General features: G+C 69.7%; 17 protein-coding genes. 7 read left to right on the top strand and 10 right to left on the bottom strand.

Going from position 1 to position 20,529, the window contains the following annotated elements:
- The 4 genes from VN520_RS07275 to VN520_RS07260 form a co-directional block, all read right to left on the bottom strand.
- Positions 1-722 (bottom strand): iron-containing alcohol dehydrogenase (locus tag VN520_RS07275; protein ID WP_325746025.1); only part of this gene is annotated, 722 nt, incomplete at its 3' end.
- Positions 723-725: 3 nt separating this feature from the next.
- Positions 726-2,516: an FAD-dependent monooxygenase gene (locus tag VN520_RS07270; protein WP_325746024.1), complete on the bottom strand. Its 1,791-nt coding sequence runs from the start codon at positions 2,514-2,516 to the stop codon at positions 726-728.
- A 112-nt stretch (positions 2,517-2,628) separates the two neighbouring features.
- Complete coding sequence (locus tag VN520_RS07265) at positions 2,629-3,591, bottom strand: helix-turn-helix domain-containing protein (RefSeq protein ID WP_325746023.1); 963 nt, start codon at positions 3,589-3,591, stop codon at positions 2,629-2,631.
- Positions 3,592-3,829: 238 nt separating this feature from the next.
- Positions 3,830-4,591 (bottom strand): helix-turn-helix domain-containing protein, encoded by a 762-nt coding sequence (locus tag VN520_RS07260; protein ID WP_325746022.1) that lies wholly within the window; start codon positions 4,589-4,591, stop codon positions 3,830-3,832.
- Positions 4,592-4,697: 106 nt separating this feature from the next.
- Here VN520_RS07260 and VN520_RS07255 point away from each other — a divergent pair, with 106 nt between their 5' ends.
- The 5 genes from VN520_RS07255 to VN520_RS07235 all read left to right on the top strand — a co-directional run bounded on the left by VN520_RS07255 (position 4,698) and on the right by VN520_RS07235 (position 9,756).
- Positions 4,698-6,197, top strand: a complete 1,500-nt coding sequence (locus VN520_RS07255) for an MFS transporter (protein WP_325746021.1) — start codon at positions 4,698-4,700, stop codon at positions 6,195-6,197.
- A 537-nt stretch (positions 6,198-6,734) separates the two neighbouring features.
- Positions 6,735-7,652 carry an alpha/beta fold hydrolase gene (locus tag VN520_RS07250; RefSeq protein ID WP_325746020.1) on the top strand — a complete coding sequence of 306 codons (918 nt, stop codon included), beginning with the start codon at positions 6,735-6,737 and terminating at the stop codon, positions 7,650-7,652.
- A gap of 51 nt (positions 7,653-7,703) precedes the next feature.
- Complete coding sequence (locus VN520_RS07245; protein ID WP_325746019.1) at positions 7,704-8,519, top strand: CmcJ/NvfI family oxidoreductase; 816 nt, start codon at positions 7,704-7,706, stop codon at positions 8,517-8,519.
- A 29-nt stretch (positions 8,520-8,548) separates the two neighbouring features.
- Positions 8,549-8,968, top strand: a complete 420-nt coding sequence (locus VN520_RS07240) for a nuclear transport factor 2 family protein (RefSeq protein WP_325746018.1) — start codon at positions 8,549-8,551, stop codon at positions 8,966-8,968.
- On the top strand, positions 8,965-9,756 hold the full coding sequence (locus tag VN520_RS07235; RefSeq protein ID WP_325746017.1) for an SDR family oxidoreductase: 792 nt from the start codon (positions 8,965-8,967) through the stop codon (positions 9,754-9,756). The genes VN520_RS07240 and VN520_RS07235 overlap by 4 nt, the downstream gene beginning before the upstream one ends.
- Positions 9,757-10,416: 660 nt before the next feature.
- Here VN520_RS07235 and VN520_RS07230 read toward each other — a convergent pair.
- The 3 genes from VN520_RS07230 to VN520_RS07220 all read right to left on the bottom strand — a co-directional run bounded on the left by VN520_RS07230 (position 10,417) and on the right by VN520_RS07220 (position 14,216).
- Complete coding sequence (locus VN520_RS07230) at positions 10,417-11,631, bottom strand: flavin reductase family protein (RefSeq protein WP_325746016.1); 1,215 nt, start codon at positions 11,629-11,631, stop codon at positions 10,417-10,419.
- Positions 11,632-11,951: 320 nt separating this feature from the next.
- The gene (locus VN520_RS07225) at positions 11,952-13,160 is read right to left on the bottom strand and encodes an iron-containing alcohol dehydrogenase (RefSeq protein WP_325746015.1); all 1,209 of its coding nucleotides are present in this window, start codon (positions 13,158-13,160) and stop codon (positions 11,952-11,954) included.
- A 99-nt stretch (positions 13,161-13,259) separates the two neighbouring features.
- Complete coding sequence (locus VN520_RS07220) at positions 13,260-14,216, bottom strand: AraC family transcriptional regulator (protein WP_325746014.1); 957 nt, start codon at positions 14,214-14,216, stop codon at positions 13,260-13,262.
- 635 nt (positions 14,217-14,851) lie between these two features.
- Between VN520_RS07220 and VN520_RS07215 the strand changes: the two genes are divergently transcribed.
- Together VN520_RS07215 and VN520_RS07210 are read left to right on the top strand one after the other, a co-directional pair.
- On the top strand, positions 14,852-16,108 hold the full coding sequence (locus tag VN520_RS07215; protein ID WP_325746013.1) for an acyl-CoA dehydrogenase family protein: 1,257 nt from the start codon (positions 14,852-14,854) through the stop codon (positions 16,106-16,108).
- A 27-nt stretch (positions 16,109-16,135) separates the two neighbouring features.
- Entirely contained in the window at positions 16,136-17,218 is a 1,083-nt protein-coding gene (locus tag VN520_RS07210) for an alpha/beta hydrolase (protein WP_325746012.1), read from the top strand.
- A gap of 328 nt (positions 17,219-17,546) precedes the next feature.
- Here VN520_RS07210 and VN520_RS07205 read toward each other — a convergent pair whose 3' ends face one another.
- The 3 genes from VN520_RS07205 to VN520_RS07195 form a co-directional block, all read right to left on the bottom strand.
- Entirely contained in the window at positions 17,547-18,011 is a 465-nt protein-coding gene (locus tag VN520_RS07205) for a MaoC family dehydratase (protein WP_325746011.1), read from the bottom strand.
- Between the two features lie 11 nt (positions 18,012-18,022).
- Positions 18,023-19,507 (bottom strand): long-chain fatty acid--CoA ligase, encoded by a 1,485-nt coding sequence (locus VN520_RS07200; protein WP_325746010.1) that lies wholly within the window; start codon positions 19,505-19,507, stop codon positions 18,023-18,025.
- A 116-nt stretch (positions 19,508-19,623) separates the two neighbouring features.
- On the bottom strand, positions 19,624-20,496 hold the full coding sequence (locus VN520_RS07195) for an amidohydrolase family protein (RefSeq protein WP_325746026.1): 873 nt from the start codon (positions 20,494-20,496) through the stop codon (positions 19,624-19,626).
- Positions 20,497-20,529: the final 33 nt, after the last annotated feature.

Below are 20,529 nucleotides of genomic sequence, written 5' to 3'. Positions count from 1 at the left end.
TGACAGATCTTGTGGTGCATCCCGGAGCCGGCCGAGGAGAAGGCGACAGCGGCCAGATAGGCGCCGTAGAGCGTCTGTTCCCGGCCCTCCAGCCCGGTGGGATCCGCGGCGACCGCAGGCAGTCCGAGGGACAGGCCCCGGATCCCCTCACCCGCGAGGGCCTGGTCGATCGGGTCGACGCGCGGCCCCCACATGGAATCGACGCAGTGCGCCAGCGCGTTGAGGCCGCTGGCCACGGACATCTCGACCGGCAGGCTCAGCATCAGTGAGGCGTCGTAGACGATCGAGCGCGGCAGGACACGTGCGTCGACGCCGGTGGTCTTCACCTCGCCCTCCGTGAGGCCCCAGACGTTCGTCGCTTCGGAACCGGCGTACGTCGTGGGCACCGCCACGATCGGCAGGCCGATGGTCAACGCCACCGCCTTGGCGAGACCGGTCGTCGAGCCACCGCCGACACACACCAGCGCGTCGACGGAACCCGCTGCCGCGGCCTCCCGGGCACGGTCGGCCACCTCGACGGGGACGTGCATGACGACCTCGTCGTGGCGCACCGCGACCGGCAGGTCCGCACCGACGCGGTCGGCGAGGGCCGCCTCCGCGGGAGCAGCGATCAGCATGACGCGCGAGGCGCCCAGCGCAGTCACCTCCGCGGCCACCGCCGCCGGCGCCTCGCCGGAGGCGAAGACGACTCGCTGCCCCAGCGTCTCATGGGTGAACCGCACGGTTCAGTCCTTTCCGAGGATCTTGGTGAGGGCGCTGCGGAGCGCCGCCTCGGGCGCCTCGGCGAGGTCCATCGAGCGCCAGGCGATGTGCTTGTCGGGGCGGACCAGGATCGCGCCCGACTCCTCGATCTCGCGGAGCTTGGCCCAGTCGTAGTAGAGGTCCGTGACGTCCATGCCCGGGCCGATCACCACCGTCTCCAGCGGGATCCCGAGCTCCTGCGCCACCTTGTCGGCAGCCCCCGCCCACGGCTCACCCGCGATGCCGGTGATCAGGGTCCAGCGGGTGTACGGGGCCAGGTCCATCATCGCGCACTTGGTGACGTGGTCACCGACCCAGGCGTGAGGCAGGTGGGCACCCGGCGACGTGGACATGACGTGATAGAGGTCCTCGTCCTTGCCGGCCGCGGGCCGTGTGCCGTCGGATACGACGGCGCTGGACTCGTAGAACTGCCCCAGCTCGACACCGTGGGCGTTGAACTCGTAGTTCTTGGTCTCCATCGCCGCCACCAGGGCGGCCCGCTTGGCCGCACCCGCGGGGGTGTTGGCCTTCCGCTCCTCGATACGGGCCTGCATCTCCGCCTCGTCCTTGGCGCCGATGACGCCCAGGGCCTCGAAGATGTCGACGAATTCGCGGCCCGACTTGTTGGCCCGCTTGACGATCCGCTCGGCCACGGGCGCCCGCTCCTGCGAGTACGTCTCCAGCACCGACGCGTCGGCCTGCCCGCGGAGCACGGCAGCGATCTTCCACGCCAGGTTGTACGAGTCCTGGATGCTCGTGTTCGAGCCCAGGCCGTTGCTCGGCGGGTGACGGTGGATGGCGTCTCCGGCGCAGAAGACACGTCCCTTCTGCAGGTGGGTCGCGTACATCTCGTTGTTGCCCCACAGGCTGGTGCCGGTGATCTCCACCTCGAGATCCGGCATGCCCAGCAGCTGCCGGACGATGCGGACGGCCTCGGCCTCATCCACCACAGGGGGCTCGGAGTTGATGTCGTAGCCCCACACGATGAGCCATTCGTTCCAGGGCCGGACCATCCGGACCAGCCCGGCGCCGATGCCGCCGACGTTGGCCCCCGGCTGGACCACCCAGTACAGGACCGACGGCCGGTGACCGACGTAGGACTCGATGTCGGCCTTGAACGTGATGTTCATGGAACCGGCGATGTCCATCGCGCCCTCGTAGGGCAGGCCGATGTCCGCAGCGACCTTCGACCGGGCGCCGTCGGCGCCGATGAGGTACTTCGCCCGGATGTCGTACTCCTGGCCGGTCAGCCGGTCCCGCACCTGGACCGTGACACCCGCGTCGTCCTGTGTGTGCGACAGGTACTCGGAGGAGAAGCGGGTCTGCGTCCCGCGCACGGTGGCGTTCTTGACGAGGATCGGCTCGAGGTAGGTCTGCGGGATGTCGACCGTGAGGCAGGGCGAGGCCAGCCGGTAGTCGGCCTCGCGGTCGGGCCTGGTGCCCCAGGTGTGGATTCGGCCGATCTCCTCGCCCGCGATGGAGGTGCAGAAGACGGTGTCACCGACGAGGTCGTGAGGAGTGGCGTCCGCCAGCACCTGGTCCTCGATCCCCATGTCGCGGAAGATCTCCATCGCCCGCTGGTTGGTGATGTGCGCGCGGGGCGTGTTCGCAGTCCAGCGGTACTTGGTGATCATGATGTTGTCGATCCCCAAGGTCGACAGGAGCAGAGCCGCCGAGGCGCCGGCCGGGCCGGAGCCGACGATCAGGACGTCGGTCTCCACCAGCGATGACGTCGGAAGTGCGGTCTCTGCCAGACCGTCGTTGAACTCGGACACGTCGGTGCCTCACCTTCTGCTTGACGGTGTTCTCCGAGCAGCGTGGCATCGGGGCCGGCTCACCAGGCCGGAGCGATGTGATGACGGCCGAAATGCGTACGGGGCGAGGAGTTCAGACGCGCTTCGCGGCCGCTCGGCGGAGCTCCCCGGCGGCTATGCCGAAACGCTTCTGGAAGGTTCCGGAGAAGTGCGCGGCCGAGCGGAATCCGCACATGGCCGAAACCGCTGCCGTGGACAATGCGGGAGCGTGCGGGCCGGCCAGCAGGCTGTGGGCGAGCTCGAGCCGCCGTCGGAGCACGTGACGCGGAAAGGTCTCTCCCATGTCGGCGAAGACCCGGGTGAGTTGGCGGACGCTGATCCCCACCGCCCGGGCGACCTCGGGGACCGAGAGATGGGGATCGCGAAGCCTGTCTTCGATGTAGGCACAGGCGAGCGCCCGGTGTACGACGTGAGGCCGTGCGGTGCCGTCGCTCACGAGGACGGACAGGAGGTCCACGACGGTCCGCTCGTCAGGCACCGGGTCCTGGCCGCCGACGGCACGTCCGACCAGACGGGTGATCGCGCGACCGTACGGGTTGGCCTCGCTCTTGCGGATGATGAGTGGCTGCCCCGGTGCGGGAGGGCGGGTCCCCTCCGGAAAAACACGGCGGTCCACACGGAGGGCCAGTTCTTCCAGGCCGTGGCCGAACCCGCGAACGAAGTGGCCGTCCGCGTCACAGACCAGAAGGTCGCCGGGGCGCAGGATCTGTCGTCGCCCCGCTTGCTCGAACAGGGCATCCCCACGGAGGGAAACGAAAAGAGCCACGGCGCCTGTGGGACGCTGCCCGATGAGATCGGGGGAGCGCTCGACCGTGTGGGCGGTGCTCCGCACACGGGCCAGGTGCACTCGGCCGAGCTGGACGTTGTCCTCTCGGGCCTGGAACTCCTCGCCCGTCCGTGTGCGGCACTCCAATGCGATCAAGGCGTCCGCGTTGTGTTCCTCCCAGGCCCGCAACCGCTGCTCAGGTGGGACGTGTGCCGTCGAGAAGGCCCGCGCCGGGAGCAGGGCGGTTGCGGGTGCGTGAGGTGCGTACATGTGGAGGCGCCCGGGGGGTCGGGGGCAGGTCAGTGATGCGAGGGGGTTGCCGGGAGCGGCGTGCCGCACCCGGGGCGCACGTCGGCGCCGGGCCCGCCGTGCACATCGGTGGTGAACATGCCACTCTCCCTCGAGTACGGTGGACGCCCGATTGTTCGGTTAACGTACGTCTGGCTCCCCTATGCGTCAACCGTTGTGGCAAGGTCCGGACGCGGACGTAGGCTGCCGCGCCCCCTTCTCACGTGTCCGCCGCCGGGCCGGCCCCTCCGTGAGGCTGTGCCTTCCTCGTGCCGCGACCGGTCGGCGGTTCCGCCCGGGGCTGGACGGTCCTGGGTACGGACTGTTCGAACTCGTCCTGGGTCAGCGCGCGGTGCGGCAGAGGGCTCGGGGCGTCCCTCTCGGCGCGCAGGCCGTCGAGAATGAGGGTGAGGTATCGCTGCCAGATGCCGGGCGTCACGGTCCGGGTCTGGTGGGCCGCGGCCCCGATCATGAGCTGGATGAGGGGCAGGTCGGTCGCCTCGAAGTCGTCGCGGAGCGAGCCCTCCCGCTGGGCGCGGGCGATCAGGGCGCCGACCGCGGGGGTGAGCCGGTTCCGCGAGGCGGCGATCCGGCTCTCGCCGTGCGTGCCGTGGAGCAGCACTTCTCTCAGTCCGCGGTCCTCGGCGAAGTCCCGGCCGGACGCCGTGAGGAACTCGACCAGCCCGCTCCAGGCGTCCTCGTGGCCGAGGGCTCGTTCGGCGAGGGTGACGATGCGCTGCACCTCGCTGTCGAAGACGGCCTCGATCAGTGCCTCGCGGTCGGCGAAGCGCCGGTAGGCGGTGCCGACGCCGACCCCCGCGTGGCGAGCGATGTCGTCGAGGGTGACCTCGAGCCCCCGATCGGCGAAGACCTGCCGGGCCGCGGCGATGAGGCGCTGCCGGTTCCGCTCGGCGTCGGCCCGTAGGGGGCGGGGGCGGGACGGGCTCCCTGCCACCTGGGCGGGGGTGCTTCTGGGGCTCATGGCCTCACTGTACCGCTAAGCGGAGATGACGTCTCCGCATACTGCTACGCTGGAGCAGTAACCGGAGAAAACTCTCCGCTTCGCTTCCTCATCGTTCGGAGACGTTGTGAGTGCCCTTTCGACTGATACCGGTCCGCCGAAGACCGGGCAGCATGCCGCCGACCCGCACCACGGTCGGCGCTGGCTGATCCTGGCCGTCATCGCGGTGGCCCAGCTGATGGTGGTCCTCGACGCCACGATCGTGAACATCGCGCTGCCGTCCGCCCAGCAGGACCTCGGCTTCTCGAACGAGAACCGGCAGTGGATCGTGACCGCTTACTCCCTGGCCTTCGGCAGCCTGTTGCTGCTCGGCGGGCGGATAGCCGACCTCATCGGCCGCAAGATGACCCTGCTGATCGGCCTCGCCGGTTTCGCCGCCGCGTCCGCGCTGGCCGGCGCAGCGACGAATTTCGGTGTCCTGGTGACCGGGCGCGCGCTGCAGGGCGTCTTCGGTGCTCTGCTGGCCCCGACCGCGCTGGCACTGCTGACGACGACGTTCACCACCGCCAAGGAGCGTGCCAAGGCGTTCGGCATCTTCGGTGCGGTCGCCGGTGCGGGCGGCGGTGTCGGCCTGCTGCTGGGCGGCGTGCTGACCGACGGCTTGAGCTGGCGCTGGTGCCTGTACGTGAACCTGGCTTTCGCCGCCGTCGCCTTCGTCGGTGCCATGGTACTGCTGCCGCGCCACCGCCGGGAGCAGGGTGTGAAGATCGACGTACCCGGCACCATCACGGTGACCGCAGGCCTGTTCGCGCTGGTCTACGGGTTCGCCAACGCGGAGACGGACGGCTGGGGCGCCACCGGGACCTGGGGTTTCCTGGCTGCCGGCGTCGTGCTGATCGCGGTGTTCGCCTGGCTGCAGACGAAGGTCGCGCACCCGCTGCTGCCGCTGCGCGTGCTTCTGGACCGCAACCGGGGTGCCGCCTCCATCGGAATCTTCATCTCCGCGGCCGGCATGTTCGGTGTGAACCTGTTCCTCACGTACTACCTCCAGCAGACGCTGCACTACTCGCCGCTGAAGACCGGTCTGGCGTTCCTGCCGATGGTCGGGGTGCTCATGGTGGTCTCGACCGTGGCGACCAGCGTCCTGAACCCGCGCATCGGTCCCAAGCCGATGGTCCCCGTCGGAATGGTCCTGGCGGCCGTCGGTCTCATGTGGCTCACCGGACTGGACGCCGGCTCCACCTACGCCGCACACGTCCTGCCTCCGCTGCTGGTCTTCGCTCTCGGCCTCGGCCTGGTGCTCGCCCCCTGCATGAGCGCCGCCACTTCGGGCATCGACCCGGCCGACGCCGGTGTCGGCTCGGCGAGCGTGAACACCATGCAGCAGGTCGGCGGATCCATCGGCACGGCCCTGCTCAGCTCCCTCGCGGCGAGTGCCGCCGGTGACTACCTCGCCGGCAAGAAGCCCACCCCCGAGGTGATCGGCCAGTCCGCCCTGGAGAGCTACTCCACCGCCTACCTGTGGTCCGCCGTCCTCTTCGTCGCAGGAGCGGTCATCTGCGGGCTGCTCTTCCGCCGCGGCGCACCGGTGCAGGACCCGGACGCCGCCCCCGCCGTCCACATGTGACGCGACACCGCAGCGATGCCGGCCCCGCCTGGGGCCTTGGTCAGGACGGACGGCCGTCCCCCGGCTGACGGGGGCAGGGCACCGTGCCGGACCCGACGCATACGGCCCCCTGCGGGCGACCCGAGGTCGCCCGCAGGGGGCCGCGTCGTCGGCACCGGCACGTGCCGCCTGCCGCCGGGTCGTCGGTGTGTACTTTGCCGCCAACGAAGTGACCGAATCCGCCGACGTCATCCGGTTGTTCCCTGCCCGTGACACAGTCCGGGACAGGGAACGGCCGACCGTGCCGGTGCGGAGGACGAGCGATGGCGGCCCGCGCGAAGCGGCAGCCGGTGCTCGATTCCCCTCCGGTCCCCGTCGAGTCCGACGGAACAGGTCGGTCCCGACGGGTGAGCCCGTCCCGTGGCTTCTGCACCCTCGCCACCGGTGCTCGCCCGTCGCTCAGAGTGAAAGAGGACGCTTGTGCCACGGAGACAATTCTGGGTCGGCTCGGATCAGCGGACGACTGGTGCGGGGACCGTTTCGTACGGACAGATGTACGTGGAGTGGGAAGCGCCGGAAGAGGTCACGCAGCCGTATCCGGTGGTGTTGGTGCACGGTGGCGGTGGCCAGGGTCTGGATTATCTGGGCACGCCGGACGGGCGGCCGGGCTGGGCGGGCTTCCTCGTCGAGGCCGGTTTCGAGGTCTATGTGGTGGACCGGCCCGGACACGGCCGGTCGCCCTATGATCCGGAGGTGCTCGGTCCGATGGCGCCGTCGATGCCGGTCGAGGCCATGCTGGAGATCTTCGCGCCGGCGGCCGCAGCGGCCGGTCACACGCAGTGGCCCGGTGGCCGGGCGGCCGATGACCCGTTCGTCCGTGCTCTGCACGCGAGTTTCGGGCCGATGCCGGCCGACTGGGCGGCGATGCACACTCTGGAACAGGCCCGGATGGCCGAGCTCCTGGACCAGGTCGGCCCCGCGATCGTGTTCTGCCACTCGGCGGGCGGTCCGGCGGGTTATCTCACCGCCGATGCCCGTCCCGGGCTGGTGAAGGCACTGGTGGCGATCGAGACGATCGGACCGCCCTTCCTGAGCAGGGGGCCGGGCGCCCGCCTGGACTGGGGCCTGGCGAGTGCGCCGCTGACCTTCGACCCACCCGTGGCGGACGCCGCGGAGCTGCGGCTGGTCACCACGCCGCAGGACAGCGGGCCCCCGATGACTCTCCAGGAGGAGCCGGCCCGCACGCTCGTCAACCTCGCCCGGGTGCCGGTCGCCGTGGTCACCGCCGAGCAGTCGCCGTTCATGCGGTTCGACGGTCACCTCATGGCGTTCCTGGAACAGGCGGGGTGCGACGCCGACCTGGTGCGCCTCGGTGACCACGGTGCCCACGGAAACGGCCACGGTGTGATGTTCGAGCGCAACAACCGCGAAGCGCTCACCGTGATCCTCGAATGGCTCAGCAAACGGCTCGGCTGACACAGCCGGACTCAGCAATGCATCAGCAGCGTGTCGAAGGGGATTGATCGTATGACTGCCGCGGAAATCAACTACGCGCTCAAGGTCGACGGGCGCGCACGATTCGACCTCGTGGAGAAGGAGCGCACCACCGTATCCATCGCCCCCTCGCCGGTGACGGTGCGGGACGCCCGGCCCCGCAACGCCGGACTCGACCTCGATGTGAACGGGTTCCGGCTGTACGAGCACAGCAGCTCCATCGCGGTCACCGGTACCCGGCAGGAGCTGGAGACGACCTATCTCGACGAGATGAGCGCGTTCATCAAGGAGCTGACGGGCGCCCGCGAGGTCCGGCCCCAGCGCAGCGGTATGCAGATCCGCCGGTCCAGGATGAACAAGGGCGAAGCCGAGAGCGTGAACGACCACCTGCTGCCCGCGGGTTTCGCGCACCTCGACTTCACCGACCGCTCGATGGAGGCTTTCCTGGAACTGTCCGCCACCGACGACGGTCCGATCGCGCCTTACGGGCGCATGGCGCTGTACCAGACCTGGCGGGTCATCTCGCCGCCGCCGCAGGACAACCTGCTGGCCGTGGCCGACCCGGCGTCGGTGCCCGACCAGGACGTCTTCCTGATGGACACCCGGCTCGGCCCGGAGAACTTCCCGTCGTGCTTCTTCGAGTCCCGGCTCGCCACGGCCAACCCGCACCACAGCTGGAACTACTTCCCGGACATGCGCGCCGACGAGGTGCTCGTCTTCAAGGGATACGAGACCGACCCGAACCGCGTCGGCGGCGTCATGCACACCGCCTTCCGGATACCCGACGCCCCGGCCGACGCCGTGCCGAGGGAGAGCATCGAAGCCCGGTTCATGGCTTTCTTCGACTGACCACACCCCGGCTGCCAAGGAGACCGACGATGGACGAGGCCAAGGCCACTGTGCGGGCGCTTCTCGACGCGCTCAACCAAAAGGACTGGGAACGCTACGGTGAGCTGCTCGCGCCCGACGTGGAGTACACCATCATGGGCTACGAGTTGCCCGGCGCCGGCACGATGGACCGGGAGGCAACGCTCAAGCAACTGCCCGCCGTACTGGGCCTCTTCGCCGACGACAGTCCCCGGGTGGAGATCACCCAGCTGATCGTCGAGGGAAGCTGGGTGGTCGCGGAGGCCCAGGGCACGGGCTCCTTCCGGGACGGGACCGTGTACGAGAACCGGTACTCCACCACGTACGAGGTGGTCGACGGCCGGATCAGGACCGTGCGCGAGTACATGGACACGCAGCACATGGCAAACCTGCTGGCCGCCGTGACGGCGTCGGCCGAGGACGCCCGATGAGCGGGGTCCGGGCCCGGGGCCAAGTGGTGGTGATCACGGGTGCGGCGAGTGGGCAGGGCTTGTCGCACTCGGTCGCGCTGGCGGCCGAGGGCGCCACGGTGATCGCCACGGACATCGGCGAGCCGCGCGAGAAGCTCCCCGAAGGAGTGGTGTTCCGGACACTGGACGTCGCGGACGAGGAGCAGTGGCGGGCTCTCGCGAGCTGGCTCGGCGAAACCTACGGCCGGGTGGACGCGCTCGTGAACAACGCCGGGGTGGCCAGCTCCGCACCGGCGCTGGAGGAGCTCGAACTGACGGAATGGAACCGGGTCTTCGGGGTCAACGTCACGGGACCGATGCTCGGGATGAAACACTTGTCCCCGCTGATGACCGACGGCGGTTCCATCGTCAACGTCAGCTCGCTCGCCGGCATGCTCGGTGCGGCGCTGCCGGCGTACACGGCGAGCAAATGGGCCCTGCGAGGGCTGTCCCGGAGCGCGAGCCAGGAGCTGGGCGTACGCGGGATCAGGGTGAACACCATCAGTCCCGGGTTCATCGACACGCCGATGGTGGGGTTCCTGGGGCAGCCCATGCGCGACGCGACCCTGGTGAACGTGCCGCTGGGCCGGCTCGGCACGGTGGACGACGTCAGCCCGCTCGTCGTCTTTCTCGTCTCACCGGAATCCTCCTGGATCAGCGGAGCGGAGATCCCGGTGGACGGCGGCGAGTGGTCCCACGGCGGGAACAAACGTCTCTCCGACTTCCTCCAGGAAGCGGGCCGACTCGGCGGAGTGCAACCGCAGGAATGACGCGATGGGCGGCTCCCCGCGAGACACACCGCATCCCATGGTGAGGCGCACGACGTAGAACCCGAGGGCCCCGGTCGGCGCGACCGGGGCCCTCGCCGATCTGCCGGCGCACGTCGACAGTCCCTCGCGGCACCGGGATCGAACGATCCGGGAATGCTCGGTTCGCCGCCGACGGCAGGTTCACGGAACCCGAAGAGCTCGTGGCCCTCGTCGACGGCCTCGAGAACGACGACACGAGCCCGTCGGAGGTCGGCGGTGAGTGCGCTCGCAGGGAGAATCAGTGGCGCGCGGCAGATCACCGACACGGTCGACGTACATGGCGCGAGTGCCGAACCACCGGACGCCGTCGACACGGTGGAAGGTGTCGCGGTGGCGACCGGTGAGAATGACCTGCAGCGGCAGGTCGGGAGCCGCCTGGGTGACCGGTCGTCGTCCAGGGCCTGGCACCGGGGGCCCAGCCGGCCGTGGAGATGCCGGCGGACGCGGGGCGGGCAGGAGCGCCACCGCGACGAGGCCACGCCTGCGCAGGCGCCGGGAGCCGTCGGGAGTGCCGAGGAAGTGGTGACCGATGTCCGTCGGTGTGCCGGGGCCGGCCGATCGGAGGCGCAGGCGGCCGGCTGACGGCCCGGCACCTGCCCGGCCGGACGTCGACGGAGACGGTCAGGCCGGCCTTCCGGTCGAACCCGCGCACCACTTGCGGTACTCCTGCAGACGAGTCCGGCCGACCCCGTGGAGGAGACCCCTCTCGATGGCCGCGACGGTGTCCTTGAGCAGCGCGACCCAGGTCTTGACCGTGGCTCCGGTACTCGACGGGGGCAGCTGTCCGACCCTCACCAGCAGGGAGACGTCCCCCTCCGGGTTGTGGACCGGAGCCACGATCGAACCGACGTCGAAGATCTCGTGATCGGTCAGGCGCACCTCTTCCGGGCAGTGCGGAGTTCGAGCCGGGCCGGTGCCGACGGCGCGTCGACGTGCGGGAGGGAGGCGGCCGGCGGCGTAACCGGTCAAGGCCTCCTCCATGCGCTCGAATGCACCCGCGTCGGATCCCCTCATCGTGATCTCGACGCCGTGCGCGACGACGCTGTCGAGTCGTCGCCGGTACGACGCCGCCCGATCGGGGTCTGCCACCCTGGCCAGCCACCGTTCGACCACCGAGGGCGCCGCGTCCGCGATGTACGCCATACCGACAGGCGGAATGAGGGGGATCCGCTGGCCGAGCTGCTCGCCCAGCTCCGCGTCACCGCCGTAGGCCGTGACCGCGGTCGTCAGTTCGTCGTCATCGACCACGACCAGAGCCGCTGCTTCGCATCGCAGCCGGGCCGCGAGCGCCTCGATCTCAGGTGTCGCCACGTCGGCGAGGCGAAGCGCGGCGAACAGTTCGGCGTCGCCCCGGGCTGACATGCGCTTCGGGGAGAAGCCACCGTAGCCGCCCTGGAAGAAGAGCAACGGAGTGACAGGTCGGGCCACCTCCATGTCGACGACATCGCAGACGGTGATCCAGTGGTCCCCGGCGTCGACCTGAGTCGTGGGGGTGCAGTGGACGTGGGCGACGGCCCCGTCGATCACAGGCGCTCCGTGATGTGAGAGCGTCCACGAAACCTTGTCGAACCTGTCTGCTGCCGATCCAGCGAGTATCCGGCACACGTCGACCTGGTCATGGGCGAGGACGTTGACGCACAGCACCGGTGCTTCCAGCAGACGGGCGTACGAGCGCGAGGCCTTCATCGGCATGAAGGACACCAGGGGTGGGTCGAGAGAGACGGAATTGAAAGTGCCGACGACCATGCCGACCGGCTCACCCGAGCACATGCCACTCACGAAGACGACGCCGGTGGGGTAGTGGCCCATGACGTCTCGATGGAGTTCGCTGTCCACTGCTTCTCCTGTCCAGCTGACTGAGGCCACGAACCTAGACTCTGCCGAGGGCTGCTGACCGGCTTGGCGTGAACGCGCAAGTCACATGTCCGGCTCGGACGGGGGCGTGATGAAGCGCGTCGCGGTGCCGAATCGGCGCCGACCGTGCCGACGGGCACGCCGGTGCCATACGCCGGGCGCAGGCTCGCACCGGCCGACGAGCAGTCGCTCCCGAGACCGGCCGACCGGCCCGTCGACAGGTCGCCTACGGAGTTCAGCGAACGGCCCGGCGCATCCCGCGGCGGCGCATCGAGTCCGGACACCCTCCCAGGGACTCCCTGTCAGGAATGTCGCGCCCCGGACGCCGGCTGCGCTGTCCGTGGAAAGGCGGCACGGAGGAGCGCGAGCAGTTCGTCGGCCGACACGGGCCGGTCCACAGCATCGAACCCCGCGAGCTCCTCGCGCGTCTGCTCGGCGACCCTGGGCAGATCCTGCTGGTTCGCCCCGACCTCCTCGAGAGAGGTGGGCAGGTCGAAGGCGCTGATGAACTGGCGGACCCGTTCGGCGCAGGCCGTCGCTGCCTGATGCGGAGCGGCGGCGTCGTACGGGACGTCCAGTGCGCGGGCGATCGGCCCGAAGCGCTCAGGGGCGACCTCAGCCATGAACCGCATCGCGTGGGGCAGCATGATGCACGAGGTGTACCCGTGGGGCACGTCCCAGGCCGGCCCGATCTGGTGGCCGAGGGAGTGGGACAGACCCAGCCCGGTGTTGAAGCCGCCGAAGAGGGACATCCAGGCGCCATCGAGGCAGCGCTGGCGGCTGTCCAGAGTGTGTCCCGTGCCCACGGATCGCGGAAGCTCAGTGACCAGGATCCGGATGGCCTGCTCGGCCACCGCGTCCGACAGCGGATGGTGGCGCCTGGCGTAGATGGCCTCGACAGCGTGGTCGAGGGCGCGCATCCCTGTGGAGAGCCAGAGCCGGGCCGGGGTCTCCAGCGTCAGTTCGGCGTCATGGATGACCACACGCGGCTGGAGTTCGGGACGGATGATGGCGAACTTGAGATGCGTCTCGACGTGGGAGACGCCTCCGGCAGGGGTGAAGGCACCCGCTGACAGGGTCGTGGGCATCGCGATGTGCAGGAAACCCGTGTCACCACCAGGGCCGAAGCCGGCGGCGGGGTCCAGCACGCCGGCCTCGGACGTGACGTCACGACCGGCTAGGCGTGACGCGATGGCCACCTTCGCGGAGTCGATGGCGCTGCCTCCGCCCAGGCTGACCACCGCATCGGCGTCCGTCTCGTCGAGCGCGCGGGCGATGTCCTGGACTCGGTCCGAAGGGGCGTGCTGCGCCGTCGTCCGTACGCCGACGAGACGCGGACCGAGGACGTCGCGGACCGTCGTCAGGGCTGTGGACTCGAGCAGGGACCCGGTGGTCACGACGAGTACGCGTGAGGCTCCCCGTTGATCGAGTTCGGCGGCCAGCTCCTGCGAGGCTCCGATTCCGGAGGCCACCCTCTCGAGCCGCGTCAGGTCAAACGTCGAAATCGGCATGATGACCGGTCCCTTCACCTATCCGTGTGCTTCACCGTCACGCCGGTGACCCGCCCGAGGCGGCATCCTGCGGGACGCGATGTGGAAGTACTCTTGTCCTCAGTGGTCAAGTCTCCGGCGGACGTCGCTCGCGCTGGTGCCGTAGGCGCCGCGGAAGGAGCGGGAGAACTGCGAGGCCGACCGAAACCCCGACCTGTGGGCGATCTCGGCGATGGAGCTGGTGGACCAGGAGTCGCCCACGAGCAGCGCCCGGGCGTTCTGGAGGCGTGCCGTCTGAATGGACTGGGCGACGGTCGAGCCGTGCTCTGAGAAGATCCGGGCGAGGTGGCGGGCGCTGATCCCGGCCGCCCTTGCGACCTGGGGCACATCGAGATCCGGATCGTGCAGGTTACGGCGGATGTAGTCGTTCGCCGAGATCCAGTACGACTCTGCTGCGCGGCCCCCGCCCAAGAGCTGGCCGAAAAGCTCCTTCACGGCGCCTTCGGCGGCTTCCGGAGCGTCGAGGGGCTGCCGAAGGGCGGACTGGGCTATAAGTGTTGCCCGGCGAACGTACTCCGACCGGGGGCCTCCGTCCGCCGTGCGGATCACCGTCGGCATGGAGGGCGCGACCGCGGTGAAGTCGGCGATGCTGTCGGCGTCGACACGGATGGCGATCTGGTGGAATTCGCTGAGCAGGCTGAAGACAGCGGGCATCCGGGCACCGTAGAGCTGGGCGTCGCCCGCCGAGATCCGGTCGGTGCCTCCGGAGTGCAGGATGTGGCCTTCGCCCTTCAACAGCACCAACAAGTAGACGTCGTCCCGGTTCCCGGCCGCGATGTGCTCGCGGGTCCGCTCCACGAAGTGCCCTTGACCCTTTATTTCCATGACTCCCACGTCACCCAGCTGTGTGCACCCCACCTTCGCGGTGAGGCCGCCGGCCGTGAGCGTGCGGCAACGCAGGGGGGACAACCACCGGCGGTTGAAGACCTCCCACAAGGGAATGCGCGACTTCGGCCCGACCTGTGCGGTGTCGAACTCCACGAGGTGGCCTGGGGCCTGCGAGGGCTGCTTCGGCACAGTCGGACTCCACTCCAGACGGAAGTGTGGTGCTGCAGTAAGGGGAAGGCGGGGACCTTGTCCTCGGCTTGTCCGTGCGGCGAGGATTGCGGAGCCGGCCAGGAGTGGACTGCCCAGTCCGCCGAAGGCCGCTGACGTTCCGGAGACCGCCGCGTCACCTTGGGGACGCTATAGCGCGATCACCGGCGGCCGCAACAGTATCGACCTGGGGCATTTGTCACGAGGCACCAGCACCGGGGACACGGAGCTGGGCCGGGTCGACGCGCATGGGTAGCTGAGTCGGGCCTGGACCAGGGGACGAACGCCGGGTTCTCGTGAATGCGTGGCCCCTGTGCGGCTGACCTCGCTGTGACGCAGGCCATAGTGCACGCTTGGCGCGCGACTGTACGGTCAGCGCCCGATACTGGCATGGTGACGCAGGAGGAGGGCGCTGTCACCGGCCGCGTCAGCCCGGCATGGGCTCAGCAGCGGGTCCCGGGCGGAGAACCGGAGCCGGCGGCCCAGGTGGTCACCCTCCCACTTGACAGTGCGGGACACGCCATGACGGCTTCCTTGCGCTATCGGGACACAGGCCGTCCGTGTGCCTCGCCCACACCGACGATGCGGACTGACCGCCAGACGATTGGAGCCGCCGAATGAACAGTCTCAACGGGACGTCACCGCTGACTGAGCCCCTCCCGCAGCCGGAGCCCGGCCTGAGTCAGGCGGACGTCATCGCGCGGGCCGAGGCGATGATCCCGAAGCTCCGCGGGCTGCAGGCGGACGCGGACGAACGCGGCCACTTCTCCGACGACGTGCTGAAGGACTTCCGAGACGCGGGCTTCTACCGGATGCTGCAGCCGAAGCTCTTCGGAGGCTACGAGTTCGACACCGAGACCTTCTTCGAGGTCGTCTACCGCATCTCTGCCGGGCATCCGGGGACCGGGTGGTGCTTCTGCCTGTCCGCGACGCATGTCGCAGTCGTGGCGTCCTACTTCAGCGAGGAGGCCCAGCGCGAGATCCTGGGCGACGGAGAGTTCCGGGCCCCGCACCGAGCGGTTGCCGGCGGCAAGCTCGTCCCGGTGGAGGGCGGTTACCGGGTCAGTGGCAGGTGGAGCTTCTCCTCCGGCTCCCCCGTGTCGACACACTTCATCGGGGACGGCCTCGTCCACGAGAACGGTGAGCAGTCGCGCGTGGTGACCTTCGTCGCGCACCGCGACCAGTACACCGTGCTCCCGGACTGGGGCGACGGGACCACCCTCGGCATGCAGGCCAGTGGCTCGAACACGGTCGAGATCGAGGACCAGTTCATCCCCGAGCACTGGGTGACCGACCAGGACATCCTGTTCGGCACCCGCGTCGACTTCTCCGAGGGGACCCCCGGCACCCAGCTGCACGGGAACCCCCGGTACCTCGGCCTCTTCGACCCGCTCTACCACATGTCGTTCGCCGCGATCCTCGCCGGTGCGGCGAGGGCAGCCGTCGACCGGATGGCCGAGCTCATGCCGACCACCAAGCAGATCCTGGGCGCCGAGAAGATGGACAAGGACCCGGACGCGCTGCGCGCGCTCGGCAAGGGGGCGGCACTGGCCGACGCAGCCCACGCCGTGATGGCCGACACCGCACGTCGGATCGACGCCCTGTACGCCCGATGGGCCCAGGACGGCCGGCCGGTCACACCGTCCGAACTGCTCCGCCTGCACGCCCTCGCCCGCCGTGCCGCCATGCTGGGCGCCGAGGCCGTCCAACTGCTCTTCCAGAGTGCGGGATCTCGTGCCTCCGGGCGCAACGACAGCATGCAGCGGTACCTGCGTGATTCCGAGATGTACCTCATCCACCCCTCGAGCCAGCCTTTCGTCGACTACCTGCGTGGACTGGCCGAGTTCGACACGTTCGCAGGCAACGTCGCCTGACACCACCGAGCCAGACGAGGACCGTACATGACCACTACTCCCTTCAGCCCGGCCAGGCTCCACGCCGACGCCGGTGAGCCGCTCGTGCTCGCGCGCCAGGGGTTCTTCTGGACGGGCATCGAACCGATCACGTCAGAAGGCGGGCCGGCGGTCCGCGGCCAGATGTACGTGGAGTACTGGATCCCGCAGGATCTGCGACACCGCCTGCCCGTCGTGATGATCCACGGGGGCGGCGGCCAGGGGCTCGACTACCTCGGCGACCTTGCCGGCGGAGAGGGGTGGGTCCACCGGTTCGTCCGCCAGGGTTACGCGGTCTACGTCGTCGACCGGCCCGGCCACGGTCGGTCGCCGGCCGATCCGGTGCTTCAGGGGCCGCTCGGCCCGTCGCTTCCCTCACCGATGGTGGAGCGGCTGTTCAGTGCTCCGTCACAGTTCCCGGAGCGGCATCAGGGCGCAGAGCAGCACACACAGTGGGTCGGGGGCGGGCGGTACGGGGACGCCGTGTTCGACGCGTTCCTGGCGGGTATGGGCCCGATGCACGCAGACGCCGCGCAGCACTACAGCGACTGTCTGCGCGGCGGCGTGGAGCTCCTCGACCTGGTCGGCGAAGCGATCCTCGTCACTCATTCGGCCGGTGGCCCGGTCGGCTGGCTCCTGGCGGATGCCCGCCCCGAGCTCGTGGCGGGCATCGTCGCGGTCGAGCCGCTCGGGCCGTCGTTCCAGGCAGCGCCCCCGGGCGCGCTGACCTGGGGGCTCACCGCCCTCCCGCTGACCTTCGAGCCGCCGGCGACGACGCCGGAGGAACTCGGACTGTCCGTGACCACCCTGCCCTCGGGTGTGAGTGCCGTGCTCCAGACGGAACCCGCCCGAAAGCTGCCGAAACTGGCCGGCGTCCCGGTCGCCGTCGTCACCGCTGAGGCGTCATGGGCGACGGGCACGGACCCGGGGACGGTCGCGTTCCTCCAGCAGGCGGGCGTCGCCGCTGAGCACATCCGGCTGGGTGACCACGGCGTCCATGGCAATGGACACATGATGATGTCCGAGCGCAACAGCGGCGAGGTCGCCGGCGTCATCGAATCCTGGCTCTCGTCGCAGGGGCTGACGGACTGAGGGCCCAGGTGGCATCACCTGCCGGACGTCCTGGTCCGTCGGTCCGACCGGTCGCCGAGCGGGTCCCGCCGATGGCATGAGGCGCCCCCGGTGCGCTGCTGCACGTGTGCCACCGACCGGCCCGGCGCCGGTGTGCCCGACCGCGATCCTGCGGGAGGGCACCCGGGGCCGGGCCGCTTCCCGCCCCGGCTCGCGCCGTGCTCGGAATGCCCCGTCGCCGCGCGGGCACGGAGCCCCGGACCATGGCCGGGACATGCCGGCGACAGGTGCCGCGCAGGTCGCGCCCATGGCAGGGCAGCCCGTCAGGCAGTCGGAAGGGCTGGGGGTGTCAGGCGTAGTGGCGGTAGATGGCCTGGGCGACGCAGGCGGGCTTGTCGGCGCCCTCGATCTCGAGGGTGAAGGTGAGCCGCATCTCGACGCCGTCACCGCGTACGGCCTCGACGGATTCCACCGCGCCGTGCAGGCGGATCTTCGCGCCCACCTTGACCGGGTGGGGGAAACGTACCTTGTCCAGGCCGTAGTTGATGCTCATCGAAATGCCCTCGACGGCCAGCAGCTGGTTGAAGAGGGGGATGACCAGGGACAGGGTGAGGTAGCCGTGGGCGATCGTGCCGCCGAAGGGGCCGGTGGCGGCACGATCGGGGTCGGTGTGGATCCACTGGTGGTCGCCGGTGGCGTCGGCGAAGGTGTTCACCCTTTCCTGGGTGATCTCCTGCCAGTCGGTGCGGCCGAGGTCGGCTCCGGCGAGGGCCTTGATCTCGTCGAGTCCGGTGGCGGTGCGTGCGGCGGTCATGGCGATGCCTTTCAGGAGGTGGTGCCGAAGGTCTGGCGGATGCGGGGCTTGAGGAGTTTCCCGGTGCCGCTGCGGGGCAGGGCGTCGGTGAGGACGAGGGATTTGGGGATCTTGTAGCGGGCCAGTCGCCCGTGCAGGAACGCGAGGATGTCGTCGGCGCTCACGTCGGTCCCGGGCGAGAGAACGACGACGGCTCGGGGCACTTCGCCCCACTTCTCGTCCGGGACGCCGATGACGGCGCAGTCGCTGACCGCGGGATGTTCGTGGAGGGTCTTCTCCACCTCGGCCGGGTAGATGTTCTCCCCGCCGGAGATGATCATGTCCTTGGCGCGGTCGACGATGGTGACGTACCCGTCCTCGTCGGCGAGGGCGATGTCTCCGGAGCGGAACCAGCCGTCCTGGAGGGCGGCGGCCGTCTCTTCGGGGAGGTTCCAGTACCCCCTCATGACGTTCGGGCCCTCCACGAGCAGCTCGCCCCGTGAGGCGTTCCGGCCTGCGGGGTCGACGATGCGTACGTCGCTGAAGAACTGCGGGAGGCCGGCACTGCCCGGCTTGTCGAGGGCATGCTCGGCGTCGAGAAGACACACGCCGGGCGACGCCTCGGTCATGCCGTAGCCCTGGATGAAACTGAGCCCGCGCCGCTGGTACGCCCGGATCAGTGCCTCGGGCACCGGCGCGCCCCCGCACATCAGCATCCGCACCGAGGACAGGTCGGCTCCGTCGAACCGGGGCTCCACGGCGATCTGCTGGTACATCGCCGGCACCCCGAACATCACCGTGACCCGGTGGCGCTCGATCAGGTCGAGGGTGCGGCGGGGGGAGAAGGCTTCCTCCAGGACGAGGGTGCCGCCCTTGAGGACGGTGGGCAGGCACGTCATGTTCAGCGCGGCCGTGTGGAACAGCGGTGCGGACAGCAGGGTGACGACGTCGGCGCCGAACTCCGCGTCCACGAGGGTGTTGAGGCTGTTCCAGATGAGGTTGCCGTGGGTGAGTACCGCGCCCTTGGCCCGCCCCGTGGTGCCTGAGGTGTACATGATCAGCGCGTTGTCGCTGTGGGACACCGGCACGTCGATCGGGACCGGTTCGCAGGCGGCGAGCTCGTCCTCCAGGCCGGGGCCCGTCGCGACACGGTGAGGGAGCGCGCAGGAGGCGGCGAACTCCTCGAACTCCGGCGTGTGCACCAGGACACCGGCCCCGGAGTCCACCAGGCAGTGCCGCAGCTCCGGCTCTGCCAGGCGGGTGTTGAGCGGGACGAAGACGGCGCCCAGCTGGCCGGCCGCGAACAGTACTTCCAGGAAGGAGGGGCGATTGGGGCCGAGGTGGGCGACGCGGTCACCGGGCCGCACCCCGAGGCGACGCAGGTGGTGGGCGAGGCGGGTGGCACGTGCGTGCAGTTCTCCGTACGTGAGCTGTACGTCCCCCTGCACGAGGGCGGTTCGGTGCGGGGTCTTGCGGGCGCGTCGCGCGGTCCAGGAGCCGATGCCGTGATTGTGCATCCGGAGCCCTGCCTTTCGGATGATGGGACGCTTGCAAGGTGAGGGACAGGCCCCTCGCCACGACCGCTGGGCGCCCAGGGCGAAGGGGCCGTCGGACGAGTCGGGCGCAGGCGTGTTCAGCCGGTGGTGAGACCGAGCAGGCGCAGCGCGTTGTCCTTGAGGATGCGTGGGCGTACCTCGGGTTTGATGTCGAGCTTCTCGAAGTCGGCCAGCCAGCGGTCGGGGGTGATGACCGGGTAGTCGGAGCCGAAGAGGACCTTGTCCTTCAGCAGGGTGTTGGCGTACCGCACGAGCTGCGGCGGGAAGTACTTCGGTGACCAGCCGGACAGGTCGATGTAGACGTTCGGCTTGTGGGTCGCCACCGAGAGGGCCTCGTCCTGCCAGGGGAAGGACGGGTGGGCCAGGATGATCGGCATGTGCGGGAAGTCGACGGCCAGGTCGTCGATCAGCATCGGGTTGGAGTACTTCAGACGGATGCCCCCGCCGCCGGGGACGCCCGCGCCGATGCCGGTCTGTCCGCTGTGGAAGAGGGCGGGCACCCCGAGTTCCTGGACGGCCTCGTAGAGCGGGTAGGCCATGCGGTCGTCGGGTGAGAACGCCTGGAGGCTGGGGTGGAACTTGAAGCCCCGTATGCCGTACTCCTCCACCAGTCTGCGGGCCTGGCGGACCGCGGCCCGTCCCCGCCAGGGGTCGATGGAGGCGAAGGGGATGAGGACGTCGGCGTGGGCGGCGCAGTCCTCGGCGATCTCCTCGTTGGAGATGGGCGGGTGGCCCGTGGCGTGTTCGGCGTCGACGGTGAAGACGACGGCCGCCATGTTCCGCTGCCGGTAGTAGCCGGCCGTCTCCGCGATCGTGGGCCGGCGGTGACCGCTGTCACCGAAGTACTTCTCGGAGGCGGCCATCAGCTCCGGGCCGAGTGAGGAGTGGCCGGTACGGGAGACTTCCGCGTGCGTGTGGACGTCGATCGCGGTCAGCCGTGCCGGGTCCATGGATGCGGGGGCGGGCATGTCATGCCCCCTCGG

This window comes from Streptomyces sp. (assembly GCF_035563135.1).
Lineage (GTDB): Bacteria > Actinomycetota > Actinomycetes > Streptomycetales > Streptomycetaceae > Streptomyces.
This window is presented reverse-complemented; position numbering and strand designations above follow the sequence as displayed.